This is a genomic window from Arthrobacter sp. P2b, assembly GCF_900168295.1.
GTDB lineage: Bacteria > Actinomycetota > Actinomycetes > Actinomycetales > Micrococcaceae > Arthrobacter.
In genome coordinates, this window is the sequence record NZ_FVZL01000005.1 from 63,593 (window position 1) to 87,612 (window position 24,020).

Annotated in this window: 27 protein-coding genes, 6 tRNA genes and 1 riboswitch; of the genes, 16 read left to right on the plus strand and 17 right to left on the minus strand. The window is 66.7% G+C overall.

The annotated features are described in order from the left end of the window. Nucleotides 1-102 precede the first annotated feature (102 nt). Complete coding sequence (gene hisI, locus B5520_RS10790; RefSeq protein WP_079597070.1) at nt 103-546, minus strand: phosphoribosyl-AMP cyclohydrolase; 444 nt, start codon at nt 544-546, stop codon at nt 103-105. Nucleotides 547-657: 111 nt separating this feature from the next. Between hisI and B5520_RS10795 the strand changes: the two genes are divergently transcribed. Then, on the plus strand, nt 658-1,302 hold the full coding sequence (locus B5520_RS10795; RefSeq protein WP_079597230.1) for a TIGR03085 family metal-binding protein: 645 nt from the start codon (nt 658-660) through the stop codon (nt 1,300-1,302). A 78-nt stretch (nt 1,303-1,380) separates the two neighbouring features. Here B5520_RS10795 and hisF read toward each other — a convergent pair whose 3' ends face one another. From hisF to B5520_RS10865, 14 genes are all read right to left on the minus strand, one after another. Continuing rightward, nucleotides 1,381-2,157 carry an imidazole glycerol phosphate synthase subunit HisF gene (hisF, locus tag B5520_RS10800; protein WP_079597071.1) on the minus strand — a complete coding sequence of 259 codons (777 nt, stop codon included), beginning with the start codon at nt 2,155-2,157 and terminating at the stop codon, nt 1,381-1,383. 60 nt (nt 2,158-2,217) lie between these two features. Then, entirely contained in the window at nt 2,218-3,078 is an 861-nt protein-coding gene (hisG, locus tag B5520_RS10805) for an ATP phosphoribosyltransferase (protein ID WP_079597072.1), read from the minus strand. 88 nt (nt 3,079-3,166) lie between these two features. After that, nucleotides 3,167-3,430 (minus strand): phosphoribosyl-ATP diphosphatase, encoded by a 264-nt coding sequence (locus tag B5520_RS10810; protein WP_009358176.1) that lies wholly within the window; start codon nt 3,428-3,430, stop codon nt 3,167-3,169. A gap of 95 nt (nt 3,431-3,525) precedes the next feature. After that, nucleotides 3,526-4,011 carry a 6,7-dimethyl-8-ribityllumazine synthase gene (ribH, locus tag B5520_RS10815; RefSeq protein ID WP_079597073.1) on the minus strand — a complete coding sequence of 162 codons (486 nt, stop codon included), beginning with the start codon at nt 4,009-4,011 and terminating at the stop codon, nt 3,526-3,528. Between the two features lie 17 nt (nt 4,012-4,028). Continuing rightward, nucleotides 4,029-4,760: a GTP cyclohydrolase II gene (gene ribA, locus B5520_RS10820; RefSeq protein ID WP_079597074.1), complete on the minus strand. Its 732-nt coding sequence runs from the start codon at nt 4,758-4,760 to the stop codon at nt 4,029-4,031. Next, the gene (gene ribB, locus B5520_RS10825) at nt 4,757-5,524 is read right to left on the minus strand and encodes a 3,4-dihydroxy-2-butanone-4-phosphate synthase (RefSeq protein WP_079597075.1); all 768 of its coding nucleotides are present in this window, start codon (nt 5,522-5,524) and stop codon (nt 4,757-4,759) included. Before ribB ends, ribA begins: the two co-directional genes overlap by 4 nt. Then, a complete protein-coding gene (locus B5520_RS10830; RefSeq protein WP_079597076.1) occupies nt 5,521-6,165 on the minus strand; it encodes a riboflavin synthase in 645 nt (214 codons plus the stop codon). The genes ribB and B5520_RS10830 overlap by 4 nt, the downstream gene beginning before the upstream one ends. After that, nucleotides 6,165-7,250: a bifunctional diaminohydroxyphosphoribosylaminopyrimidine deaminase/5-amino-6-(5-phosphoribosylamino)uracil reductase RibD gene (gene ribD, locus B5520_RS10835; RefSeq protein ID WP_254865549.1), complete on the minus strand. Its 1,086-nt coding sequence runs from the start codon at nt 7,248-7,250 to the stop codon at nt 6,165-6,167. The genes B5520_RS10830 and ribD overlap by 1 nt, the downstream gene beginning before the upstream one ends. 314 nt (nt 7,251-7,564) lie before the next feature. Continuing rightward, nucleotides 7,565-7,714: riboswitch (FMN riboswitch) on the minus strand. 39 nt (nt 7,715-7,753) lie between these two features. Further along, a complete protein-coding gene (gene rpe, locus B5520_RS10840) occupies nt 7,754-8,431 on the minus strand; it encodes a ribulose-phosphate 3-epimerase (RefSeq protein WP_079597231.1) in 678 nt (225 codons plus the stop codon). An 11-nt stretch (nt 8,432-8,442) separates the two neighbouring features. Next, complete coding sequence (locus B5520_RS10845; RefSeq protein WP_079597078.1) at nt 8,443-10,020, minus strand: RsmB/NOP family class I SAM-dependent RNA methyltransferase; 1,578 nt, start codon at nt 10,018-10,020, stop codon at nt 8,443-8,445. Beyond that, entirely contained in the window at nt 10,017-10,937 is a 921-nt protein-coding gene (gene fmt / locus B5520_RS10850; RefSeq protein ID WP_079597079.1) for a methionyl-tRNA formyltransferase, read from the minus strand. Before fmt ends, B5520_RS10845 begins: the two co-directional genes overlap by 4 nt. Next, nucleotides 10,934-11,536, minus strand: coding sequence for a peptide deformylase (gene def, locus B5520_RS10855; protein WP_079597080.1), 603 nt, complete (start codon nt 11,534-11,536; stop codon nt 10,934-10,936). Before def ends, fmt begins: the two co-directional genes overlap by 4 nt. Before the next feature lie 63 nt (nt 11,537-11,599). Continuing rightward, complete coding sequence (locus B5520_RS10860) at nt 11,600-12,460, minus strand: cytochrome (RefSeq protein ID WP_079597081.1); 861 nt, start codon at nt 12,458-12,460, stop codon at nt 11,600-11,602. Nucleotides 12,461-12,562: 102 nt separating this feature from the next. Beyond that, nucleotides 12,563-12,637, minus strand: a tRNA-Val gene (locus B5520_RS10865). 307 nt (nt 12,638-12,944) lie between these two features. Between B5520_RS10865 and B5520_RS10870 the strand changes: the two genes are divergently transcribed. The 7 genes from B5520_RS10870 to B5520_RS10900 all read left to right on the plus strand — a co-directional run bounded on the left by B5520_RS10870 (nt 12,945) and on the right by B5520_RS10900 (nt 15,394). Further along, nucleotides 12,945-13,017, plus strand: a tRNA-Gly gene (locus B5520_RS10870). A gap of 45 nt (nt 13,018-13,062) precedes the next feature. Continuing rightward, a tRNA-Cys gene (locus tag B5520_RS10875) sits at nt 13,063-13,133 on the plus strand. Nucleotides 13,134-13,173: 40 nt separating this feature from the next. Beyond that, nucleotides 13,174-13,245, plus strand: a tRNA-Val gene (locus B5520_RS10880). Nucleotides 13,246-13,301: 56 nt separating this feature from the next. Then, nucleotides 13,302-13,374, plus strand: a tRNA-Gly gene (locus B5520_RS10885). 43 nt (nt 13,375-13,417) lie between these two features. Beyond that, a tRNA-Val gene (locus B5520_RS10890) sits at nt 13,418-13,489 on the plus strand. 225 nt (nt 13,490-13,714) lie between these two features. Beyond that, nucleotides 13,715-13,978: an antitoxin gene (locus tag B5520_RS10895; protein WP_079597232.1), complete on the plus strand. Its 264-nt coding sequence runs from the start codon at nt 13,715-13,717 to the stop codon at nt 13,976-13,978. 141 nt (nt 13,979-14,119) lie between these two features. After that, nucleotides 14,120-15,394, plus strand: coding sequence for a benzoate/H(+) symporter BenE family transporter (locus B5520_RS10900; RefSeq protein ID WP_079597082.1), 1,275 nt, complete (start codon nt 14,120-14,122; stop codon nt 15,392-15,394). Here B5520_RS10900 and zapE read toward each other — a convergent pair. Beyond that, nucleotides 15,351-16,388, minus strand: a complete 1,038-nt coding sequence (gene zapE / locus B5520_RS10905) for a cell division protein ZapE (protein WP_079597083.1) — start codon at nt 16,386-16,388, stop codon at nt 15,351-15,353. The genes B5520_RS10900 and zapE overlap by 44 nt on opposite strands. 228 nt (nt 16,389-16,616) lie before the next feature. Here zapE and B5520_RS10910 point away from each other — a divergent pair, with 228 nt between their 5' ends. The 4 genes from B5520_RS10910 to B5520_RS10925 are packed head-to-tail and all read left to right on the plus strand — an operon-like array spanning nt 16,617 to nt 19,299. Then, on the plus strand, nt 16,617-17,540 hold the full coding sequence (locus B5520_RS10910; protein ID WP_079597084.1) for a sulfurtransferase: 924 nt from the start codon (nt 16,617-16,619) through the stop codon (nt 17,538-17,540). A gap of 30 nt (nt 17,541-17,570) precedes the next feature. Next, nucleotides 17,571-18,035, plus strand: a complete 465-nt coding sequence (locus B5520_RS10915) for a SufE family protein (RefSeq protein WP_079597085.1) — start codon at nt 17,571-17,573, stop codon at nt 18,033-18,035. Nucleotides 18,036-18,040: 5 nt separating this feature from the next. After that, nucleotides 18,041-18,553 (plus strand): Cys-tRNA(Pro) deacylase, encoded by a 513-nt coding sequence (ybaK, locus tag B5520_RS10920; protein ID WP_079597086.1) that lies wholly within the window; start codon nt 18,041-18,043, stop codon nt 18,551-18,553. Continuing rightward, a complete protein-coding gene (locus B5520_RS10925; protein ID WP_079597087.1) occupies nt 18,550-19,299 on the plus strand; it encodes a phosphotransferase in 750 nt (249 codons plus the stop codon). Before ybaK ends, B5520_RS10925 begins: the two co-directional genes overlap by 4 nt. Nucleotides 19,300-19,308: 9 nt before the next feature. Here B5520_RS10925 and B5520_RS10930 read toward each other — a convergent pair whose 3' ends face one another. Next, entirely contained in the window at nt 19,309-20,598 is a 1,290-nt protein-coding gene (locus B5520_RS10930; RefSeq protein WP_079597088.1) for an alpha/beta hydrolase family protein, read from the minus strand. A 113-nt stretch (nt 20,599-20,711) separates the two neighbouring features. On the opposite strand from B5520_RS10930, the gene B5520_RS10935 reads away from it, so the two are divergent. The 4 genes from B5520_RS10935 to B5520_RS10950 all read left to right on the plus strand — a co-directional run bounded on the left by B5520_RS10935 (nt 20,712) and on the right by B5520_RS10950 (nt 23,989). Then, a complete protein-coding gene (locus tag B5520_RS10935) occupies nt 20,712-21,203 on the plus strand; it encodes a hypothetical protein (protein ID WP_079597089.1) in 492 nt (163 codons plus the stop codon). A 14-nt stretch (nt 21,204-21,217) separates the two neighbouring features. After that, complete coding sequence (gene msrB, locus B5520_RS10940) at nt 21,218-21,742, plus strand: peptide-methionine (R)-S-oxide reductase MsrB (protein ID WP_176156841.1); 525 nt, start codon at nt 21,218-21,220, stop codon at nt 21,740-21,742. A gap of 145 nt (nt 21,743-21,887) precedes the next feature. After that, nucleotides 21,888-23,255 (plus strand): DUF6421 family protein, encoded by a 1,368-nt coding sequence (locus tag B5520_RS10945; protein WP_079597090.1) that lies wholly within the window; start codon nt 21,888-21,890, stop codon nt 23,253-23,255. Then, complete coding sequence (locus B5520_RS10950) at nt 23,252-23,989, plus strand: SDR family oxidoreductase (protein WP_254865548.1); 738 nt, start codon at nt 23,252-23,254, stop codon at nt 23,987-23,989. Before B5520_RS10945 ends, B5520_RS10950 begins: the two co-directional genes overlap by 4 nt. Nucleotides 23,990-24,020: the final 31 nt, after the last annotated feature.

Below are 24,020 nucleotides of genomic sequence, written 5' to 3' on the forward strand. Positions count from 1 at the left end.
TTCTTGTGAGGGCCGGCCTGGCCGGACGCCTTGAATGTTCTTGCAGAAGGCCGGGCTGCTGCTGCGACGGCAGCGGATGCCCCCGCGGCTACTGCTCCGGTTTCAGCCCGCCTGGGCCGTGGTGACGTTCAGCTCCCGGCCGTCGAAGCAGGTCCGGGTGCCGGTGTGGCAGGCGGCACCGACCTGGTCGACGCGCACCAGCAGGGCATCGCCGTCGCAGTCCATGGCAACGGACTTTACCCACTGGACGTGGCCGGAGGTGTCCCCCTTGCGCCAGTACTCCTGCCGGGAGCGTGAGTAGAACGTCACGCGGCCGGTGGTCATGGTCCGGTGGAGGGCTTCGTCGTCCATCCAGCCGAGCATGAGGACCTCGTTGGTGTCGAACTGCTGCACGACGGCGGCCACCAGGCCTGCGCTGTCGCGCTTCAGGGCGGCGGCCAGCGCGGAAGGCAACGGGCTTTCCGTGAGGGCCGCTGCAGGGGCGCCGGAGGGGGCTCCGGGCGCGGCGGAACCGGGGGTTTGGACGGGGGCGGGCTGCTCAGACATCAGGTCAAGTCTAGTGCCTTCGGCGGACCCGGATCGGATGTGAACAAAGGCACGCCAGCAGCCGCAGGTACGCTGCCCAACTTCCGGCCTCTCGTGCTAGTTTCACAAGTGATGCATTACGTCGAACCGTCCCGAGAAGTCCTGGCCGAGACCCTGCTTGCGGCCGGTCCCGATGCGCCCACGCTGTGCAAGGGCTGGCGTACCAGGGATCTTGCCGCGCACCTGTACCTGCGTGAGCGCAAGGCTGCCGTGGGACTGGGCCTGATCATCAAACGCCTGGCCAAAGCATCGGACCAGGCGACCGCCAGGCTGGCCGCGAAGCTGACCACAGCGGAGGACTATGCCGGGCTGGTGAACACCTTCCGCGCCGGGCCGCCGGCCCTTTCCCCAATGAACATCAAGGCGCTGGACGAAAGCTCCAACCTCATTGAGTACTTTGTGCACACCGAGGACGTCCGCCGTGCCGTGGACCGCTGGGCGCCACGGGCCCTGGACGAGGCCTACTCCGACGCCCTGTGGGACGAACTCGTGAAGCGCGCCGCCATTTTGTACCGCGGCGTCGACCTTGGCATCGTGCTCGTGCGCCCGTCGGGTCCCCGCCACGTCGCCAAGCGCGCACCGGTCTCGGTGGCCATTGTCGGCGAGCCGGGTGAACTGCTGATGCACGCCCACGGCCGCACCCGCCACGCCCTCGTCACGTTCGAAGGCCAGCCGGACGCCGTCGCACTCCTCCAGTCAGCCGAAGTAGGGCTCTAGTCCCCACCCGCACCCTAACCTCCCAAGCTCGGCCAGGGAACCCTGCGGGCGTGGGCCCACGGCTCAACCACCGAATCGTCAGCGGACTTCGAAGCCTGCTGCCCTGATGGCGTCCTTGACCTGGTGCATCATGTCGTTCGGACCCCAGTGGAAAATCGATGCGGCCAGCACGGCGTCCGCACCTGCCGCCACCGCGGGCGGGAAGTGGGCCGGTTCCCCGGCGCCGCCCGAGGCGATGAGCGGAACCTTGACAGCAGCCCGGACCATGCGGATCATTTCCAGGTCGAAGCCGTCCTTGGTGCCGTCGGCGTCGATGGAGTTGAGCAGGATCTCCCCCACGCCACGGTCGGCGGCTTCCTTGGCCCATTCGATGGCGTCGATTCCGGTGCCGGTGCGCCCGCCGTGGGTGGTCACCTCGAAGCCCGACGGCGTGGGCTTGGATCCGGGGCGGGTGCGGCGGGCATCGACGGACAGGACGAGGACCTGGGAACCGAAGTGCCGGGTGATTTCGTCGATGACGTCCGGGCGGGCGACGGCGGCAGTGTTGATGGCCGCCTTGTCCGCACCGAAGCGCAGCAGCTTGTCCACCTCGGCGACGCCGCGGACGCCGCCGCCCACGCACAGCGGAATGAACACTTCCTCTGCGGTGCGGCGGACCACGTCGAAGGTGGTCTCGCGGTTGCCGGATGACGCCGTCACGTCAAGGAACGTCAGTTCGTCGGCCCCGGCATTGTCGTAGCGGTGCGCCAGCTCAACGGGATCCCCCGCGTCGCGGAGGCCTTCGAAGTTAACGCCCTTGACGACGCGTCCGGCGTCCACGTCAAGGCAGGGAATGACGCGTACTGCTACTGCCATGGGAACTCCTGGAATGTTGCGGTTGGTACTGCTGCGCGTTGTGCTGCTGCGCGGGCCGGCTCAGATGCGGCAGGCGTGGATGCTGCTGACCAGGATGGCGCGGGCGCCGAGGTCGTAGAGCTCGTCCATGATCCGGTTGGTTTCCTTCTTGGGCACCATTGACCGGACGGCAACCCAGTCGGAGTCCCGCAGCGGGGAGACGGTGGGCGATTCCAGGCCGGGGGTCAGGGCGGCTGCCTTCTCCACGAGTTCCTTGCGGATGTCGTAGTCCATCAGGACGTACTGCCGCGCCACCAGGACGCCCTGCAGGCGCCGGATGAGGACGTCGATTTCCCTGGCGGTGCCGTTGGCGGCGCCGCCTGCGCCGGTACGGCGGATCAGGACTGCCTCGGACTTGAGGATCGGATCGCCGAAGATTTCCATGCCGGCGGCCTTGAGCGTGTTGCCGGTCTCCACGACGTCGGCGATGGCGTCGGCCACGCCCAGCCGGACCGAGGATTCCACGGCGCCGTCCAGGCGGACCACCTTGGCGTTGATGCCGCGTTCAGCCAGGTAGGTGCGGAGGAGTCCGTCGTAGCTGGTGGCCAGGCGCTTGCCCTCAAGCTCCTCAACCTTCCCGAAATCCCCGACCGGGCCGGCGAAGCGGAACGTGGAGGCGGCGAATCCCAGCGGAAGCAGCTCCTCTGCCTCTACCTCTGCGTCCAGCAGCAGGTCGCGTCCGGTGATGCCGACGTCGAGCGTTCCCTGGCCGACGTACACGGCGATGTCGCGCGGGCGCAGGAAGAAGAACTCGATGTCATTGTCCGGGTCCACCATGACCAGTTCGCGGGTGTCGCGGCGCTGGCGGTATCCGGCTTCGGACAGCATGGCGGAGGCGGCTTCGGACAGGGATCCCTTGTTGGGGACGGCTACTCGCAGCATGGGAAATCTTTCTGGATTGGGAGGTCTAGGTGTTCAGGCAGTGCAGGCCACAGCGGGCACGGCGGCTCGAGGCGCGCCGGACCGGTGGCTACAGATGCTTGTAGACGTCTTCCAGGGTCAGGCCTTTGGCGAGCATCAGAACCTGCAGGTGGTACAGCAGCTGGGAGATTTCCTCTGCCGCGGCTTCATCGGATTCATATTCGGCAGCCATCCAAACCTCGGCTGCTTCCTCAACGACTTTTTTGCCGATGCCGTGAACACCGGACTCCAATTCAGCGACGGTGCGGGAGCCTTCCGGGCGGGTGGCTGCCTTCTCGCTGAGCTCAGCGAACAGCGTCTCGAAATTCTTCACGCCCTCCAGCCTACTTGCTGCGGCCCGAAGGGCGCTTCCCGGGCCGTTGCATGACGGGCGCGATGTGAGCGAATACACACCGCGCCCCTCGCATGCTAGGAGTACTGCTTGAGGACGACGGCGGTGGCCAGCGCCGCCGTGACGGCCTCGTGTCCCTTGTCTTCCTTGGACCCGGGGAGGCCGGCGCGGTCCAGGCCCTGCTGTTCGGTGTCGCAGGTGAGGACGCCGAAGCCCACGGGTACGCCGGTGGCCACGCTGACGTCGGTGAGTCCCGACGTCGCGGCCTGGCAGACGTAGTCGAAGTGCGGCGTGCCGCCGCGGATGACGACGCCGAGGGCCACGACGGCGTCGAAGTGCGGTGCCAGCCGCGCGGCAGCGACCGGCAGTTCGAAGCTGCCGGGAACGCGCAGGACGGTGGGCTCGGCGATGCCGGCATCCTTCGCCGCGCGCAGGGCTCCGTCGAGGAGTCCGTCCATGATCTGGGTGTGCCAGCTGGCCGCCACGATCGCCAGCCGCAGTTGCGACGTTTCGGCGGGGTTGAGGGTGCTGAGGTCGATGTCGGGGGCGCCGTGTCCGCTCATAAGTTCGTTTGTTCCGTTCAGTCTTGTTCGTGGATAAAAGTGTCGGGGGTGGTCACGGGCACAGCTGCCACGTGGTTGTCCAGGATCAGGCGGTGCTCCATCCGGTCCTTCTTGGTCTGCAGGTAGCGGATGTTCTGGTCCCGGGACGGTACTTCGGTGGGGACCATCTCCACTACCTTGACGCCGGCACGTGCCAGCCTGTTCTGCTTGTCCGGATTGTTGCTCAGCAGCCGGACCTCGTGGAGGCCCATCTCGGCAAGCACCTGGGCTGCGGCGTTGTACGAGCGCGCATCCACCGGGAGTCCCAACTGCTCATTGGCCTCCACCGTGTCGAAGCCGGCCTCCTGCAGCGCGTAGGCCTTGATCTTGTTGGCGAGGCCGATGCCGCGGCCTTCCTGGCCGCGCAGGTACAGCAGTGTGCCGCCATGCTCGTGGATCACCTCAAGCGCATAGGCCAGCTGCTCGCCGCAGTCACAACGGTACGAGCCGAACACGTCACCCGTGAGGCATTCGGAGTGCAGGCGGACCAGGGGTGCCTTGCCGTCGCGGGGAGGGTTGGGGGAACTCACGGCCAGGTGTTCAACGCCGGTCACAAGGTCTGTCCATGCCTGCGCCACGAAATCGCCGAAAGCGGTGGGCAGCTGCACGATGGGGCCGCCGCTGACCGGATGGGGCACAACACCGCTGCCGGTGCGCCCTGTCCGGTGGCCATCCTGGTGCATGCCGTCGCTGGCTGCGGACGCCGTCATCTTGTCTCCTTCTTCCCGCCCGGAACCTCCCGGGCGCTGTCGTGGGGAATCCCCGGCCCTGCTGCGAGGTAGGCCGCCAGGTCCTCAATGGAGACCAGGGGGCAGCCATGCTCTGCCGCAAAGGCGCGGAGCCCGTCCAAACGCATCATCTCGCCGTCGTCGTACACCACTTCTGCAATGACGCCCACCGGCTCAAGGCCGGCCAGGCGGCACAGGTCCACCGCGGCCTCGGTGTGGCCCGGGCGTTCCCGCACACCTCCGTCAACTGCACGGAGCGGAAATATATGCCCCGGCCGGGTGACTGACGCGGGCACGGACTGCGGATCCGCCAGCACCCGGGCCGTGAGGGCCCGGTCCGTGGCCGAGATCCCTGTGCTGACACCCACGGCCGCATCGCAGGAGACAGTGTAGGCGGTTCCCTTGGCATCTTCGTTCACTTCCACCATGGGCGGCAGTGCCAGGGCATCCGCGCGGTCGCCGGAGAGCGGGACGCAGATGACGCCGGAGCTGTAGCGGATGGTCCATCCCATCAGCGCCGGGGTGGCGTGCTGGGCGGCGAAGATGATGTCGCCTTCGTTTTCCCGGTCCTCGTTGTCCACCACCAGCACGGGCCGTCCGGCGGCGATCGCCCGTACTGCTTCCTCGATGGAATCAAGTGCGCGGCCAGGTTCCGCCTGGGCGTTGCCGGCCAGGGCACTGCCGGTCCCGGAACCGGCGACGGCGGCGCCGGTCACCTCGGGCTGGAGCCGGAGGGCGGCGTTCATCGCGCGCCTCCTTCGGCAGCGGCAGGGCGGGACGTGCTGAACGCCAGCAGGCGTTCGGTGTACTTGGCCAGGACGTCCACCTCGAGGTTGACCCGGCTGCCCGTACGCTTGGCGCCCAGGCCGGTCTCCGCCAAGGTGGTGGGAATCAGACCCACTTCGAACCATGGCTCCGGTTCGGTGGCGGCACTGACGGCCGTGACGGTGAGGGATACGCCGTCGATGGCGATGGACCCTTTTTCGGCGATGTAGCGGGCCAGGTTGACGGGCACACCGAAGCGGAGCCGTTCCCAGTTGCCCAGCGGCTCGCGCTCCAGCAGGACTCCCACCCCGTCCACATGGCCCTGCACCACATGGCCGTCCAGCCGTCCGCCGGCCGGGACGCAGCGTTCCAGGTTCACGGAGTCGCCCGCAGCGAGTTCGCCGATGGTGCTGCGGACCAGGGTCTCCCCCATGACGTCCACGCTGAACTCCTTGCCGTCAATTTCCGTGGCCGTCAGGCAGACACCGTTGACTGCGATCGAGCCACCCAGGGCAAGGCCCTCCGTGGTGCTTGGTGCCTGGAGCCGGACTGTGGCGCTAGTGTCGCCGTCACGGTCCACGGACAGGACGTGTCCCTGTTCGGCAATAATTCCGGTAAACATCAGTAGCCTCCCTGGGCTTGCTCCGCGCTGCCGCGGGACGGTTGTGGGTTGAGTGCTGGTTGTGGATCGAGGGCAACAGTCCGTTGCGGTCTCAGGTGAAGTCTCAGGTCGCGGCCCAGCGTACGCACCGCACCGCCGTCGGACGCGTCCCACTCCCACTGCTGGGCGTCCGGAAGGCTGGTGATGCCCAGGCCGTTCAGGGCCGGGGTTCCGGACCCCAGCAAGGTGGGGGCGAGGTACACGATGAGTTCATCGACCAGCCCGGCGGTGAGGAATGCGCTGAGGATGCGCGAGCCTCCCTCCACCATGATGTGGCGGGCGCCGGATGCGTAGAGCGTGGACAGGGCCTCCCGGGGTTCCCGGGTGGGAAGGTGCACGGCCAGGCCGTCGTCACCGCGGATGGCGGCCCCGGCCGGGATATCGCGGAGTCCCATGACGGCACGCACCGGCTGCTTTGCAGCGGGTGCTCCCTGGGGATCACGGGCTGTCAGCCTCGGATTGTCCACCAGCACAGTCTGCGTGCCCACCAGGATGGCGTCGATGCGGGTGCGGATGGCGTGATTGTCGATCAGGGATTCCGGGCTTGAGATCCACTGGCTGGTGCCGTCCTCGGCGGCGATGCGGCCGTCGAGGGTCTGCGCGATATGCAGCGTGACGAAGGGACGCCGGGCAGCCACCGCCTCGAACCAGCGGCGGTTCAGGTCCAAAGATTCGGCGGCGCCGAGTCCGCTGCGGACCCGGACCCCCGCGGAACGGAGCGTTGCGGCTCCGCCGGCGGCGGGGTCATGGGGATCATCCACGGCGTACACCACGTCGGTGATACCGGCGGCGATGATGGCCTCGGCGCAGGGGCCGGTACGGCCCACGTGGTTGCACGGCTCCAGCGTCACCACCATGGTGCATCCGGCCAGGTCCAGCCCTGCGGCGTTGGCCTGCTCGATCGCGTCAGCCTCCGCGTGGGCAGTTCCCGCGCCGCGGTGGAATCCGGTGACGAGGGTGCGGCCTTTGGGATCGACGACGACGGCGCCCACCAGCGGGTTCGCTCCGCGCGGCCCCTGCAGGGCTGCTTGGAGGGCAGCCTCCATGGCAGCGGTTTCAGTGGCGCTGAAGGCTGTGACGATTCCGGCGGCGGAACTCAGTCCCGGGTGTCCGGATGGCAGGGTTCCAGTGGCGTCCTGACGGAGGTTTTGGCTTTGCGCCGTAACCGGCGGGTTGCTGACCGTCATGCGGCTGCCACCACAGTGGGGGTGGCTGCCATCGAAGCAGCGGTGTTATCGGCATCAAAGAGCCATCGCTTGGGGTTCATTCCTGTGTCGTTCCTTCCCTCTCGAACCGCGATGGCTCCGGGGGTATACGACAGCAGAACGCTGCGGAGCCCGACGGCCCCGCAGATACAGCTGTACGTGCTTCTCTCATCCAGACTTTAACTGTCGGTACCGGAATTTCACCGGTTCAACCGTCTGCCGGGATTCTCCGAAGAAAACCACCGGCTCGCGGGTCGCGGACTGTCACCGCCGGTTCGGACTTACACCGACCCCGGAGCACGTATGTGTTTTGTTATTGTGCCACAACCAGAACCTACTCCCGGTTATTCCGACGCTGCGCGTAACGTCCGCGCGCCTTCCTGCCGCAGCCGGTCGATTGCAGCGGCAGGATCATCGGCGCCGTAGACAGCAGAGCCGGCGACAAAGACGTTGGCGCCCGCTTCCGCAGCGCGGGTGATTGTCTCTTCGGTGATTCCGCCGTCCACCTGGATGGCTACGCCGATTCCCGAGCCGTCGATCGCCGCCCTCGCGCGGCGGATCTTGGGCAGTGTCACGTCCAGGAAAGCCTGGCCGCCGAAGCCCGGTTCCACGGTCATGATCAACAGCATGTCCAGTTCCTGCAGCATGTCCAGGTAGGGCTCCACCGCAGTAGCGGGCCGCAGGGCCATCCCGGCCTTGGAGCCCCTGCTCCGCAGTTCACGGGCCAGCTTCACGGGGGCGATGGACGCCTCGGCGTGGAACGTCACCGAGGCCAGGCCGGCGTCGGCGAAACCGGGTGCCCAGCGGTCGGCGTCGGAAATCATCAGGTGCGCGTCAAGCGGGACGGGGCTGACGGCCTGGATTCGCTGCACCACGGGCAGCCCGATGGTCAGGTTGGGCACGAAGTGGTTGTCCATAACGTCCACGTGCACGGCGTCGGCATTGCTGATGCGCTGCAGTTCAGCCTCAAGGTTGACGAAGTCGGCGGAGAGGATGCTCGGGTTGATGCAGCATTGCGTCACGGGGTTGCCTTTCACTGTTTCTGCTTCTTCCTGATGAGGGCGAGGAACATGGCGTCGGTGCTGTGGACATGTGGCCAGAGCTGCGCGGTGGACTCGTGCCCGGCACCCAGGCTCCCCGTCAGGCTGACGGCGTCCAGGGCCGCACCGGCGTCGAGGAGTTCGAGGTCGTCGCGCTTGCCGAGGGCATCAGCCACCACGGCCTTGGTTTCGGCCGGATGCGGCGAGCAGGTGACATAGGCCACCACTCCCCCTGGTCGGACGGCGGCCAGCGCCGAAGCAAGGAGCTCCCGCTGCAGGGGACCAAGGTCCGTCAGGTCCTTTGGCGAACGGCGCCAGCGGGACTCCGGACGGCGGCGGAGGGCTCCCAGTCCGCTGCACGGTACGTCTACCAGTACGCGGTGGTATGACTCCGGCTGTTCTATGCCGACCTCGCGGCCGTCACCGGTACGGACCTGCCAGGTGTCGCGGGGAACGGCAGAGAGCGCCTGGCTGACGAGCTTGGCGCGGTGCGGCGCCGGTTCATTGGCCAGCAGGGTGGCCCCCCGTTCCCTGGCAAGGGCGCCGAGCAGCGCCGCCTTCCCGCCGGGGCCGGCGCACAGGTCCAGCCAGGCTTCAGCATTTCCGTCACGGGCGCCGGCAGGGCCGAGGTCCACCGCCGCCATGGCGCGGGCCACAAGCTGTGAACCGACATCCTGGACGCGTGTGGTGCCTTCGCGGACGGAGGAAAGCCGGCCCAGGTCCCCGCCGCTGGACAGCGCCGACCCTTCCACCAGTTCCCCCGGGGTTGCACCGTTCTCCAGCGCCTCGTCCAGGCTCCCCAGCCCCGGGAGGGCCACCAGGTTGACCACGGGGGCGGCGTTGTCTGCTTCCAGGAGTTCGTTGATCTCCGCCACCGGACGTCCGTGCGCCACCAGGGACTGGCGCATGGCGCGGACAATCCACTCCGGGTGGGCATGGCGGAGGGAAGCGATCCTGGTTTCATCGGTTTCGCCGTCCACCAGCAGGTCGAGCCATTCGTCGAGGCTGTGGGCTGTGACTTTGCGAAGCACGGCGTTGATCAGCGCTGACGGCCCCGCACCAATGACGGCGCGGGCCAGGCCCACCGTCTGGTCCAGGGCAGCATGGGCCGGGACCCGCATGGCGAGCAGCTGATGGGTTCCGATGCGCAGGGCATCCAGGATGGCCGGGTCAAGCTGGTCCAGCGGCCGGTCCACGCAGCGTGCCAGGATGGCGTCGTAGGTGCCCTGGCCACGGAGTGCCCCGTAGCTGAGCTCAGTGGCGAAGCCGGCATCGCGCTTGTCCAGTCCGTGGTGGCGGATCCGGGTTGGCAGGACCAGGTTGGCGTAAGCGTCCTCGGCCGCTACGGCGCGCAGCACCTCGAACGCCACAAGGCGTGCGGGATCCGCCCGACGGGTGCGCTGGGACGGGGCGTTCCCGGTGAAGTTCCGCTGCGGGCCGCGGTTGCGTTCGCGGCCCTGGGCGTTGCGCCGGCTGTCGTCCCGCGGGCCGCCCTTGCCGCGGCCGCCTTGACCGGCGCCACGTCCGCCCGCGTTTCCCTGCCCCCCTGAATTGCCGCCGGACCCGCTCATTCGAACACCACGCTTTCCAGTGAACCTAAACCGCGTGCCCAGTCGGCAGCGGACATCATCTTTTTGCCGGCGGGCTGGATCCGGGTCAGTTCCACAGCGTGGGAGCCGGTGCCCACCAGGACGCTTTTGCCTTCTACTGCCATCGAGCCGGGCGCCAGCCCGGAGACATCGGGGCGGAGCCGGAGTGGTTCCAGTTTGACGCGTTGCCCGTGAAGCATCGTCCAGGCACCCGGCTCAGGAGTGACCCCCCGTGCCTGCCGTCCCAGGGCCAGGGCGGGATGGCCCCAGTTGAGGCGGCCGTCCTCAAGCGTGAGTTTCGGCGCCAGTGATACGTCGCCGGACTGGGGCTGAGGCGAGGCCTTCCCTGCTTCGATTGCCGAGAGCGTCTGCGCCAGGAGGACCGCGCCGCTGTGGGAAAGCCGTTCGAGCAGCTCACCGGCGGTGTCATCCGGACCCACCGTCTCGGTAAGGGTGCCATAAACAGGACCCGTGTCCAGGCCTTCCTCCAGCCGGAACGTCACGGCGCCGGTCACGTCGTCGCCCGCCATCACTGAACGCTGCACGGGCGCCGCTCCGCGCCAGGCGGGCAGCAGCGAAAAGTGCAGGTTGACCCAGCCGTGGCGGGGTATGGCAAGGGCCGCGGGCGGGACCAGTCCGCCATAAGCCACGATGGCCGCAACATCGGGATTGACCGCTGCGATGCTGGCAGTGGCTTCGGCATCAACGCGGGCTGCACGGATGACCTCTATCCCGAGTTCGGCGGCACGGGCGGCAACGGGCGACGGCGTGAGCACGCGTTTGCGCCCAATGGGGGCGTCCGGGCGCGTCAGGACGGCAACAACGTCAAAGCCTGCCTCGATGAGGGCATTCAGGGACGGGACGGCGACGGTTGGCGTGCCTGCGAAGAGGACCCTCACCCGTTGATACCAGCCGCGCCGGCACCAAAGCTGGACCCGCCAAAGCTGGAGCCGCCGAAACTTGACCCTACTGTCTTGGCGCGTTTCGCCGTCGTGCGTTCCGTGACTGCCTCGTAGTTGGCGTTCCGGATGGAACGCAGGGCGGCCTTCCGGTCCTCCCCTTCCAGGCGGTCCGTGTAGAGGATGCCGTCCAGGTGGTCATTCTCGTGCTGGAAGCAGCGTGCCAGCATCCCCTCAGCCTCGACGGACACGGGGTTCCCGTTGACATCCACGCCGGTGACGCGGGTGGCGCGGAAGCGCTTTACAGGAAAGCCCAGGCCGGGGATGGAAAGGCAGCCTTCCACCTCATCGGGCTGGTAATCCTCGCTGTTGTCCAGCACAGGATTGATGATGTGTCCCTCGACGCCGTTGATGCGGTAGGTAAAGACGCGCTTGCTGACGCCCACCTGGGGCGCGGCGAGGCCTGCACCCTCCACGTCCTCCATGGTTTCGGTCATGTCCGCGACCAGTTTTGCAAGCTCAGGCCCGAAATCCGTCACGGGATCGGCGACTGTGCGCAGCACAGGATCGCCAATGATGCGGATATTCAGAATAGCCATGCGCTGTTTTTCCTTAAGGTTGCGGCAAAGGGGACCAATCCAGTTTAGGTGCTGTGACCGTTCCTATGCGGTGCGCACCTGTGCCAGCGGCGGCGGGGCAATGGGCAGCAGCGCAGTGCCTGCGCTGATGGTGTCCGCGGAGAGCTCCCACACCCGCCGCAGCGCGCAGAACTTCCACCAGTGGTGCTTCAGGACCTCAGGGTTGGCGCGCACCGGCCGCACTTCCGTTTCGCCGATGGCGACCGCCAGCAGCACGGGGTTTTCGCCGTACTTCCAGGGTTCCCAGGTTCCCGCCACCGGATCAACCAGGCTTTCCTCGGCCTTCATTCCGGCCACCAGCTGCATGACCACCTTGTCATCCAGCGGCTTGACCAGGCCGTCACGGGTGGTGCCCTTGGTCTTGTAATCGATCAGGCAGACGCGGCCGTTGATGCGCGCCACCAGGTCCAGGGTGCCGGCATAGCCGACAGAGTGGTTCCACACGGTAATTTCCGGAGCGATGGGCTCCACCCGGTACAGCTCCCACCATTCGTCGAACCGGACGGCAAAGGCTTCCTCGCCGTTGGCCGCCAGGGCCTCCCGGGTCTCCTTCATGGCATGCGGCCGGCCGAGCGCGCGGAGTGCCACCTGTTCGCAGTAGTTATGGACCCGATCCCCCCTTTTGGCTGCCTCGTCCCGGTAGGTCTCGGCAGCCTTGGCGGCACGGTTCACGGCCTGCTTGATTTTGGCGGGGCTTCCCAGGCAGTCTGCCAACAGGGGATCCTTGGCCAGGCTGCTGGCACCCATGTATCCGAACCAGCCGTCCAGCCCGTGCGGCTGCTGGCCGATCACCGTAGTGATGGACGGTACCGAGAACTGCTCGGATGTGGACCGCGCATACATCCGGCCGTACTCGGTGGCGTGGGCGAGAAGTGGATCAGTCATACAAAAGACTCTTTCACAGGGGGCCGACAAAAACTCCGGGCTCAGGTCCGGGCACAAAAAAGGTCCGTTTCCACTGCTAATGAGCGGAAACGGACCAATCTTTGGTGGGCGATACTGGGTTCGAACCAGTGACCTCTTCGGTGTGAACGAAGCGCGCTACCACTGCGCCAATCGCCCTGATGCATTTGAATGCTAGCCCACCATCCGGCCATTTCAAAAATCGGCATCCAGAGGACAACCGCCCGCAAGTCAACGATCCCTGGAATGCCCTGTCGAAGCTGCCCCTATAAGTGCCACGTAACATCCCGCCGTCGGGAATTACACGCCTGTAACTTGCCGGGAACCGCGCCATTACAGGGAAGCGGGCGCATTGCCGGCCCCGGCGCAGCACCCGATTTGGAGAATCCCGGAACCTCCTATATTGTTTTTACTCGTTGGAACGCGAGGAAATGCCGGGAACGGCAGCGAATCACCTCTCCAAAATGCGGACGTAGCTCAGCTGGTAGAGCACCACCTTGCCAAGGTGGATGTCGCGAGTTCGAATCTCGTCGTCCGCTCGCAGGACACTGTCACGGCAGGATTCCCCGGAATCACGCTTACACGGTGGGTTGGCCGAGAGGCGAGGCAGCGGCCTGCAAAGCCGTATACACGGGTTCGAATCCCGTACCCACCTCGGTGAAAACCATGGTTTCCGGAGAAAATCCGGATGCAATGGGCGATTGGCGCAGCGGTAGCGCGCTTCCCTGACACGGAAGAGGTCACTGGTTCGATCCCAGTATCGCCCACTCGGCAAGGAAACTTGCCTTACGCAGTCCGGCTCAGGCCGGAAAATACTGCACACGCGGACGTAGCTCAGCTGGTAGAGCACCACCTTGCCAAGGTGGATGTCGCGAGTTCGAATCTCGTCGTCCGCTCTCTTACTTCTTGTACAAACCCATAGGCCGGGCTTCCGGTTCCGGGCGATTGGCGCAGCGGTAGCGCGCTTCCCTGACACGGAAGAGGTCACTGGTTCGATCCCAGTATCGCCCACACTTTTCAAGCAGCTCTCCGGAGCTGCTTTTTTCGTTTCCCCGGATGCCCCATCAGGTCCAGATGCCAAAACCGGGCAATAGGAACCACAACTGATAGGGCAAGGTGGGGCATCCGCTCCGGGCGAACACCGAAAGCTCTCAATTTCCTTGGCAGCCTTCCCTGGCGGGGCTAGGATCGAAGGCGCGAGGAGCGACCTGGCTCCGCGATTGAAGGGAGGTGCTCGTGGGACTAATTGACGATCTAAAGGGCAAGGCTCAGGGTCTCATCCATGGCAACGAGCAGGCCATCAAGAACGGCATCAGCAAGGCTGGCGATTTCGTCGACACCAAGACCGGAGGCAAGTACTCCGGCCACGTCGACAAGATCCAGAATGGCGCTTCCAAGCTCATTGACAAGAACGGAACCCCGGGCCAGGCACCTGCCGCCGAGCAGGTTCCCCCGGTCACTCCCGTCAACCCGGTTCCGCCGGCTGACAGGACTCCGTAAAGGATTTGGCCAGGGCCTTGCCCTAGCACGTCAAGGGGGCGCGGGTCCCGCCGGGAGGCGGCACCCGCGCCTTTGGCGTTTAAAACAGCAGGTGCCGCTTCCGATTGCCTGTCCGAGCGGGGGCGCCGGTAACCTGCGGGTATGGCGAAGTCCTCCCCACTTAGATCCCACCAGGCCGGCCAGCCCTCCGGATTCGATTCCCGGCCCGTTGTTGCAGGCATCGTCACCGCCCTGGTGGGCTTCACCTCATCCTTCGCCGTGGTGCTGGCCGGCCTCAAGGCGGTGGGCGCCGACCCGGCCCAGGCGGCGTCCGGCCTGCTGGCCCTGACCCTGGCTGTCGGCGTCGGCGTGCTCCTGCTGGCCTGGCGCTCCAAAGTCCCCGTGACACTTGCCTGGTCCACGCCCGGCGCAGCGCTCCTTGCCGCATCCGGAACAGCCGACGGCGGGTGGCCGGCCGCCGTCGGGGCCTTCATCGCCACCGGCATCCTGATAGCCCTGACGGGCCTGGTTCCTTCACTTGGCCGGCTGATGTCCAGGATTCCCACCACTCTGGCGCAGGCTATGCTTGCCGGAGTCCTCCTGCAGCTCTGCCTGGCCCCGTTCAAAGCCCTGGGAAGCGTTCCGCTGTTTGTGGCCCCGGTGATCGTCTGCTGGCTGCTGATGATGAAATTCGCGCCGCGCTGGGCAGTTCCGGCTGCCCTGCTGGTGGCACTTGGCGTCATCGGCATATCGATTGCGGCCGGTGGGAGCGGGCTGGGCGCCGGAAACTTCCTGCCGGCTCCCGTCTGGACCACGCCCACGTTCAGCCTGCAGGCCATGGCGGGAATTGCCCTTCCACTGTTCGTGGTGACCATGGCCTCGCAGAACGTCCCCGGCGTGGCTGTCCTCCGGTCCTTCGGATACGAAACCCCCTGGCGCCCTTCCATGCTGGTGACGGGTGCCGGCACCGTCCTCGGTGCACCGTTCGGCGGGCACGCAATAAATCTTGCTGCCCTCAGCGCGGCCCTTGCCGCCGGCGAAGAGGCCGGCAGCGACCGGAGCAGGCGCTGGGTGGCCGGTTTCACCTCGGGGTTTGCCTACCTGGTACTGGCTGCCTTCTCCGCCGCCCTGGTAACGGTGGTTAACGCCGCACCCGCCGGGATGCTGGAGGCGGTGGCGGGACTGGCGCTGCTGGGAACCCTGGCCGCGGCCGTCTCGTCCGCACTGGCGGACGCAGAGGACCGGATCGCCCCGTCCGTCACTTTCCTGATGGCGGCTTCCGGGCTCGCCTTCGCGGGGATCGGCTCGGCCTTTTGGGCCCTTCTTGCCGGCCTGGCAGTGCGGTCACTGCTCGTTCAGCGCGGTGACCGGTCCCCGGCGGACGAGAAGCCCGTCAGGACGGTTCGTGGTTCTGGCCCTCGCGGGCCAGTGCGGTGAGGCGGGAGACGGCGCGGAAGTACTTCTTCATGTAGCCGCCCGTCATCATCTCCTCGGTGAAGAGCTTGTCGAACGGGACGCCGCTGGCAAGGATGGGAACGTCCTTGTCATAGAGGCGGTCGGCGAGGACCACGAACCGCAGCGCCACTGCCTGCTCGGTGATGGTTTCCACGTTGCGCCACACCACTCCGTCGATGCCGTCGATCAGCTGCCGGTAGCGGCTGGGGTGCACGCCCGCGAGGTGGTGGATCAGCGTGGCGAACTCGTCCTGGGCCACAGTCTTGCCGTCGAACTCCGCCTTCATGTGGGACGAGAGTTCGCTGTTCTTCAGCGGTGCCGGGGCGGCGGGCAGTCCGCGGTGGCGGAAGTCCTCGCCGTCGATCCGGATCACGTCGAACTGGTCGGCCAGGACCTGGATTTCGCGCTGGAAGTCCACGGCGGCGAACCGGCCGTCGCCCAGCGAGCCCGGGAGGGTGTTGGATGTGGCGGCAAGCTTGACGCCGGCGTCGGCCAGTTCGCGCATGAGCCGCGACATCAGGACGGTGTCGCCCGGATCGTCGAGTTCAAATTCGTCGATGCAGACAAGTTTGTAGCTGCTCAACGCATCCACGGTTTTGCGGAAGGACAGGGCACCCACCAGGTTGGTGTATTCCACGAAGGTGCCGAAAGCCTTCGGCCCCGGCGCCGCATGCCAGAGGGACGCAAGCAGGTGGGTCTTGCCCACGCCGAAGCCGCCATCCAGGTAGATTCCGGCACGGGAGGTGTCCTTCTTGCCGAACAGCTTCTTGAACAGGCCGCCGCCATCACCCGATCCCACGCCCTCGGCAAAGCCCTGAAGGGCGCGGACTGCTGCGGCCTGGCTGGGCTGTTTGGGATCCGGACGGTAGCTGGCAAAGGAGACCTGGCCGAATCGCGGCGATGGAAAGAATCCCTTGAGGAGTTCATCCACCGAAACTGCCGGAGTGCGGGCGGCAAGCTGTTCGATCTGTACCAAGGTGGTCCGTTCTGCTGGTAGGAGGTCCCCAGAAAGGATACCGGCAACAGGCTGCAGCCCCGGGCTTCATTGGCCCCGGCAGCCGGATGCGTGATGAAGGCAACATTTCGTCCTGTTAACGGAATACGGACATCGCGTGGGGCGCTGGCTAGTGTGGGACCAGGTCCCAACACCGGCGCCCTTCCATCTTCAGCTGTCCTCCCGTGTTCTCAATGAAAGGCCAACGCTATGCCCTACCCCGTTGAACAGAACGAGAAATTCGCTGCCTACGCCCACCCCGAGCGGCTGGTCTCCACCGAATGGCTTGCCGCGGCCATCGAAAGCGGCGCGGTAGCCAACGGTGAGCTGGTTGTCGTCGAATCCGATGAGGACGTCCTCCTTTACGAAACCGGGCACATTCCGGGTGCCGTGAAGATCGACTGGCACACCGACCTGAACGACGAGGTGACCCGGGACTACGTGGACGGCGCCGCCTTTGCCGAGCTGGCGGCGTCAAAAGGCATCTCCCGCGACAGCACCGTGGTCATCTACGGTGACAAGTCCAACTGGTGGGCCGCCTACGCCCTGTGGGTCTTTACCCTTTTCGGCCACCAGGACGTCCGCCTGCTGGACGGCGGCCGCGACAAGTGGATTGCCGAAGGCCGTGAGCTGACCAAGGAGAAGCCGGCCCCCGCACGCGGCAGCTACCCGGAGGTCGAGCGCAATGACGCTCCCATCCGCGCGTTCAAGGAGGATGTCCTGGCGCACCTGGGCAAGCCCCTCATCGACGTCCGCTCCCCCGAGGAATACACCGGCCAGCGCACCCACATGCCTGCCTACCCGGAGGAGGGCGCGCTGCGCGGCGGCCACATCCCCACCGCCGCTTCCATCCCCTGGGCACGCGCCGCCGCCGCTGACGGCACCTACCGCAGCCGTGAGGAACTTGAGGCCCTGTACCTTGGCGAAGCAGGCCTGGCTGAAGGTGACGACGTCGTGGCCTACTGCCGCATCGGCGAGCGTTCCAGCCACACCTGGTTCGCCCTTAAGTACCTCCTGGGCTTCGAGTCCGTCCGGAACTACGACGGTTCCTGGACCGAGTGGGGCAACGCCGTCCGCGTCCCCATCGTCAAGGGCGCCGAGCGCGGTTCCTTTCCCGTCCCGGCAGGAGTCTGACGGGAGTTCCTCCCGCGTAGAATTGGACTGATGACTACTCAAGCCCTGCCTTCCGCCCTGGCGGCGATCGTGGACGACTTCCAGGCCCTGACCGAACCCGAGAGGCTCCAGCTGCTGCTGGAATTCTCGGAGGGACTGCCCGAGCTTCCGGACCGGCTCAAGGACCACCCTGAGCTGCTGGAGCAGGTTGTGGAGTGCCAGTCCCCGCTGTTCCTCACCATCGAGACGGAGAAGAACGACGACGGCCCGGCAGCTGCCGCCGTGCGGCTGTTCTTCAAGGCCCCGGCCGAGGCTCCCACCACGCGCGGTTTCGCCGGCGTGCTGCATGAGGGCCTGGACGGGCTGACCGCCGGTGAGATCCTGTCAGTGCCGGACGACATGCCCGAACTGCTCGGCCTCACCCGGGCCATCACGCCGCTCCGGATGCGGGGCATGACGGCAATGCTCGGGCGGATCAAACGCAAGGTGGCCGCCACGTCCGGCGTCCGCGCCTAGAGCGTATGGCACGCAAAAGCACCGCACAGGGAACTCCGGCCACAGCGGCATTGACCGCAGCCGGGGTTCCCTTTGTGCTGCACCCCTATACCCATGATCCTTCCGCTGCCAGTTACGGCGCGGAGGCTGCGGAAGTCCTCGGCATCGACCCGGCCCGGGTCTTCAAGACCCTGATGGTGGAGGTCGAGGGCAAGCTGGCGGTCGGCATCGTGCCCGTCAGCGGAACGCTTGACCTCAAGGCCTTCGCCGCCGCGCTGGGTTCCAAGAAGGCTGCCATGGCGGATCCCGCAGCTGCCCAGCGGCGCACCGGCTATGTCCTCGGCGGCATCTCTCCGTTGGGCCAGCGGCTCCCCTCCCCTACCGTGCTGGACTCGAGTGCGCTGGCGCTGGATACCCTACTGGTTTCGGGAGGCAGACGCGGCCTGGACATCGAGCTCGCGCCCGCCGACCTGGTACGGCTGACCGACGCCGTGACAGCGCCCATCAGCTCGCTGGCACAGGGCCACGGGCACGAGTGAGCGAAGAGCAGGCCCTGTCCGGCGGCAACGCTTCGGATTTTGTTGTGCTGGTCGGCAATACCGTGCGGAAGCCCTGGGAAACCTCCACCCCGGATGTGCATCACTTTCTTTCCGTCCTGGCCGCTGCGGGGCTGGACGTTCCGCGGGCCGCCGGACAGGACAACGAGGGCCGCCAGGTAATCGAGTACGTCGAAGGAACCCTGGCCATCGACCGGGGGCAGCTGGAAACGGCCGATCTCCACAAGGTGGGCGGCATGATCCGGGCCATCCACGACAACAGCCCGTTGTGCACCCCGGAGGATGTCAGCCGCTGGAAGGTGCTCATCCCCGCACCGGAAGCCGAGCTGATCTGCCACAACGACCTCGCCCCGTGGAACCTCGTGACGGGTGACCGCTGGGTGTTCATTGACTGGGATGGCGCCGGCCCCAGTTCACGGCTCTGGGATCTTGCCTACGCTGCACAGTCCTTCGCCGGATTGTGGGAAGGTGCGGACCCCCATGAGGCAGGCGTCCGCCTTCGCGCATTCACGGACGGCTACCGCGCGGATGAAGGGCAGCGGCGTGCGCTTCCGCAGACGCTCGTCCTCCGCGTACAGGCAATGTACGGCCTCTTGCAGGAAGCGAAGGAATCGGGGCGCCAGCCATGGGCGCGCATGTACGACGACGGCCACGGGGAACACTGGAAAGCCTCGGCGGAGTACGTCGCACGGCACATTGACGTTTGGCGGAGCGCGCTCCTCAGCTGACGGTGGCCCCTACTGGCCAGGACGGGGGGATCCGGCCGCAGTCGCAGCACCGGGGTTCAGCCGCGGGGCCAGCTGTTGCCGCAGCCACGCCTTCACCAGCCTCTCCCAGCGCTCCGGATCAACGTTCCACTCTTTCGTGTGCCGTGCACGGCTGAAGGTCTCAAACGTGACCATCTCCGGGTTACGTTCGGCCAGCAGGGCTGACGGTTTGTACGGCACGTACTCGTCGTCCACGCTGTGCAGGATCAGCGTGGGAGTCCGCAGCTCCACGGCGCGCGACACCCAGTCCATCGCTTTGAGGTCAACCGGGGCGGCGAGGCCGGTGAGCCGGCGGCCGAGCGGGTGCCCTAGCATCAGCTGCCCGTAGCGGCCCACCAGCGACGGGATGCGGTTCAGCTGTGCGTGGTGGGCCAGGACGTTCACCCAGTCGATCACCGGCGCATCGAGCACCATGGCGCGGATCAGGTGGCGGTAGCGGGACAGATCGGCGGCCTGCAGACAGATGGCGCCGCCCATCGACCAGCCGAACAGCACGATCTCCTCGGCTCCCTTGCCCAGCGCATACTCGATGGCAGCCTCGACATCCCGCCACTCGGTGGAACCCAGGCCATACCGACCGTCGTCCGCCGACGGCGCCAGCCCGTCGTTCCGGTAGGACACCACCAGGCTGGTGAGTCCAAGCTCCAGGGCCGGCCCCACCGCGCGCAGCGCCTCCTGCCGGGTGGCGCCGCGCCCGTGCACCATCACCGCCCAGGTCCGGGCGGTACCTCCGGCGCGTACCAGCCAGGCCGGCGCTTCGCCGCGGTCCACCGGGATCATCACGTCCTCCGCAGGAATTCCGACGGCGGCCGGGTCCGGGTAGGTGGCACCGCTCCACCAGCCCCACCGCGCCGTGGAGAGGTCACCGGAATACACGGCCTCCACCTCGCGCAGGACCGTCCTTTCAGCCGGCGAATAGGAGACGATGCGGCCGATCCGCGCGTGCCCCTTGCCGCCGTCGAAAAAGAATCCGTACACCCCCTCCATCGTGGTGTCGTCAGTGGCTGCCAGGATCACCTGCTGCTGCCGGCCGTCCCGAATGACGGCCAGCACTTCCTGGTCGGCCGTCCTCTGCCGGGACGGCGTGATGACCCGGCGCGCAAAGTAGACGGCGAGCGCAGACGAACCCGTGGCGAGGAGCCCGGCCAGGGAAACCCCACCGATGGCCCCGCCGATGGCCCACTTGGTCCCCAGGGACATTCCGCCGTCCTCGGGGGTGCGGACAACAGGGGCAGGGCTGGTGCGCTGGAAAAGAGCCATGGCACTATTCTTACCGCCTCGAAACGGAAGCCCACATTCCGCACCGCGGTGGCGGCCGCGGGCGGAGCCGAAGATTGAGTGCGGCGCCCCATGCACAGGGCTAGGCTAAGGCCATGAGTGATCCCATCGTCATCCTGACAGAAGAACCCCTGGGGGCGGACGACCGCCTGAACATAGAACGGCTCGTGGACGGATCGGATTCCAGCCTGCTGGTGCTGGTGCCGGCAAACACCGAGCGGCACCTGCTGGTGGACTTCCTGGAGAACCTGTCCATGCTGGACATCGCCAAAGCCTTCCGCGAGCTCACGTCCCACACCCCGGACCCCACCACCGAGCGGGCGCAGGCATCGGAAACCCTTGCCGTGTCGCTGGCTGCGCTGGAAGGACTGGGCAGCGGCGTCACCGGTGAAGTTGTGGACGGCGGCGCGGTCAACGGGCTGGTATCCAGGGTCCGCGAAACGGGTGCCTCACAGGCAGTGGTGATTACCCGGCCGCACGCTGTGGCCGATACCTTCCATACCGACTGGGCCAACAAGGCCCAGGACCAGCTGGGCCTTCCCGTACTGCACCTGTACGCGGGCTCGGGATTTATCGGCGACTCCTGAGCGTTGACATTCCTATGAGCATCTTCGGAAACAGCATTTTCGGTAACAAGGCCACCGACGCGGTGGCAGATCCAACGGCAGGACCGGGTGAGCCCGCCGCAGGGAACGCCACGGTCCAGAAAAGCGACGCCGAGTGGCGGAAAGAACTCACGCCCGAGGAGTACCACGTCCTGCGCCAGGCCGGTACCGAGCGCCCCTACACGGGAGAGTACTGGGATACCCACACCGCGGGGGTCTACCAGTGCCGGGCGTGCGGGGCGGAACTGTTCACCAGCAACGAGAAATTCGATTCGCATTGCGGCTGGCCGTCGTTCTGGGCTCCCCTGGCTGAAGGCACCGTCCGGTACATCCATGACCGCACCCTGGGCATGGAGCGCGTGGAGGTCCGCTGCGCCACCTGTGATTCCCACCTGGGCCATGTCTTTGAAGGCGAGGGCTACGGCACCCCCACCGACCAGCGCTACTGCATCAACTCCGTGTCCCTGAAATTGGTTTCGAACGAAAAGCCGCAGGTCAGCGACGGTAACCCGGGAAACTGATTCCCCAGCGGCGGTCATGTCTCACCCAGTTGATTCCGTCCTCTAGCCACAGCATTCCTTAGGCTACGGTGCTTTTCAGATTAGTTCTGCTGGTTGCTTGCTACGCTCGGCAATAGTTAGCAAGCAACCAGAAAGGCAGCCGACGATGACTGAAACCCTGACCGCCGCCGTCACCGGGATTTCCGCAAACAACCAGGACTGGCTCCGGCTTAAGGCAGCAGCCACCGCCCTCCAGGCCCTCCAGGTCCAGGACGGGTCCATCCCGGACACTGCCGCCCACAGTGAAGCCTCCGCCCAGACCAAGGTGATCATTGACGCCGTCAGTGCACTCTCCCCTGCCTTCCCGCACGACTCTGCGTACCTGGAGGCCGTCTGCGCAGACTTTTCCGCCTGGGCGGCCGGTGGGTTCGGTGTTCCCGACTTCCTCTCCTCGCTGCTCGCTTTCCAGCCGCAGGAGCAGCGCCGGGACGGACTGCAGCACCTGGTGGTTTTTCCCATGTACACCCAGAACGGCAGCAGCAGCCGCCTGGTGGAGGCTGTCCTGATCGAGGTGATCTGGCCCGAGTTCATTGCCGGCCTGGAAGGCGGCGACTACTCGAACAAGCTGTTCGTCCCCATCCGCTTCCTGGACTTCACTGCCGGTTATGACACCAACTCGGCGGTGCTCTTCCCCGAGACCGTCGCCGTGCGCGAAACCCCCACGTTCACGTGGGGTGCCATCTTCGCCGACCGCGAGGCGGCCCGCTTCCGCCGCGTGCTCAAGGCCGCCGCCGAAACCACGTGCCTGGAACTGCCGGAGGGCGCTGCCGAAATGCTGGCCGACCAGGACCTCACGGAAGCCACCTTCGTGATGTGGGACCTCATCCACGACCGGACGCACATGCGCGGCGACCTGCCGTTTGATCCCTTTATGATCAAGCAGCGCATGCCGTTCTTCCTGTACTCCCTGGAGGAACTGCGCTGCGATCTCACCGCCTTCCGCGAGTCCGTCCGCATCGAGAAGGACGACGACGCCGACCCGGAGGCACGCCGGCACGCCAAGCTGGTGCAGTACGCCATCATCTTCGACCGGATCTTCCGCTTCGCCATCACCGGAAGCCGCGTCCGGAACTACGACGGCCTAGGCGGACAGCTCCTCTTTGCCTGGCTCCACCAGCAGCACGTCCTGCACTGGACCGACACCCGGCTCACCATCGACTGGGACGAAGTGGCCGACGCCGTCATTGCACTCGGGGCAAGGATCGACGACCTGTACTGGCGTTCCATCGACCGGCCCAAGACCGCGCACTGGCTCGCCGCGTACGAACTGGTCTCGGCAACCGTCACTCCCCACCCGGCGTCCGTCTGGGCGAAGGGTCCGGCTGCCCTTCCCCTGTCCGGTGCCCCGCGCGGCCTGACGGACCAGGTGCTGGATGATGAATTCCCGCTGTCCATGTTCTACGAGGCATTGGAGAAGAAAATGCGCCCGGTCATCGAATCCACTGCCGGAATCACCGGCAGTTCCGCCCTTTGAGCGGGCCCCAGGGCGCGGAACCGCTGAAACTCACCGTCCTGGTCACGGGCGGCAGCGGAGCCTCCGGGGTGGCAGTAGCCCGCGCGCTGCGGGACGCCGGGCACCGGGTGGTCACCGCGGGGTCCGACCAGGCGCGGATTGAGGCTGCTGCACGCCAGGCGGGCGACGGCGTCACACCCCTCGTATGCGACCTCACCAGGCTCGACGACGTCCGGCAGCTGCGCAACGAAGCCTCCGCCGTTGCCGGGCCCGTGGACGGCGTCATCCACCTGGTGGGCGGCTGGCGGGGAGCGAAGGGCATCCGGGACCAGTCAGACGAGGACTGGGACTTCCTACACCAGGCCGCCATCACCACGCTGCGCAACGTCTCCCGGGTCTTCTTCGACGACATCGCCGCGTCCCGGGCAGGCAGGTTCGCCATGGTGTCTTCCACCGCCCTCGACAAGCCAGGGGCGGCAGTGGCCAGCTACGTCGCCGCCAAGGCGGCCGCCGAAGCGTGGACCATGGCCATGGCGGACGGCTTCCGCAAGGCAGCAGCGGCCGACGGCGGCGGGCAGGCTGCCGCCGTCGTGCTGGTGGTGAAGGCCCTGGTGGACGATGGACTGCGCCGCAGCCATCCCGAAAGGTCCTTCCCCGGCGCGACGGACGTCAAGGACCTGGCCACCGCCGTCGTGGGACTCTTCAGTTCCCCGGCAGACGACGTAAACGGCACCCGCCTCCGGCTGGCGCCGTAGGCGGACCAGCACCGTACGGCCCCTGACGTCA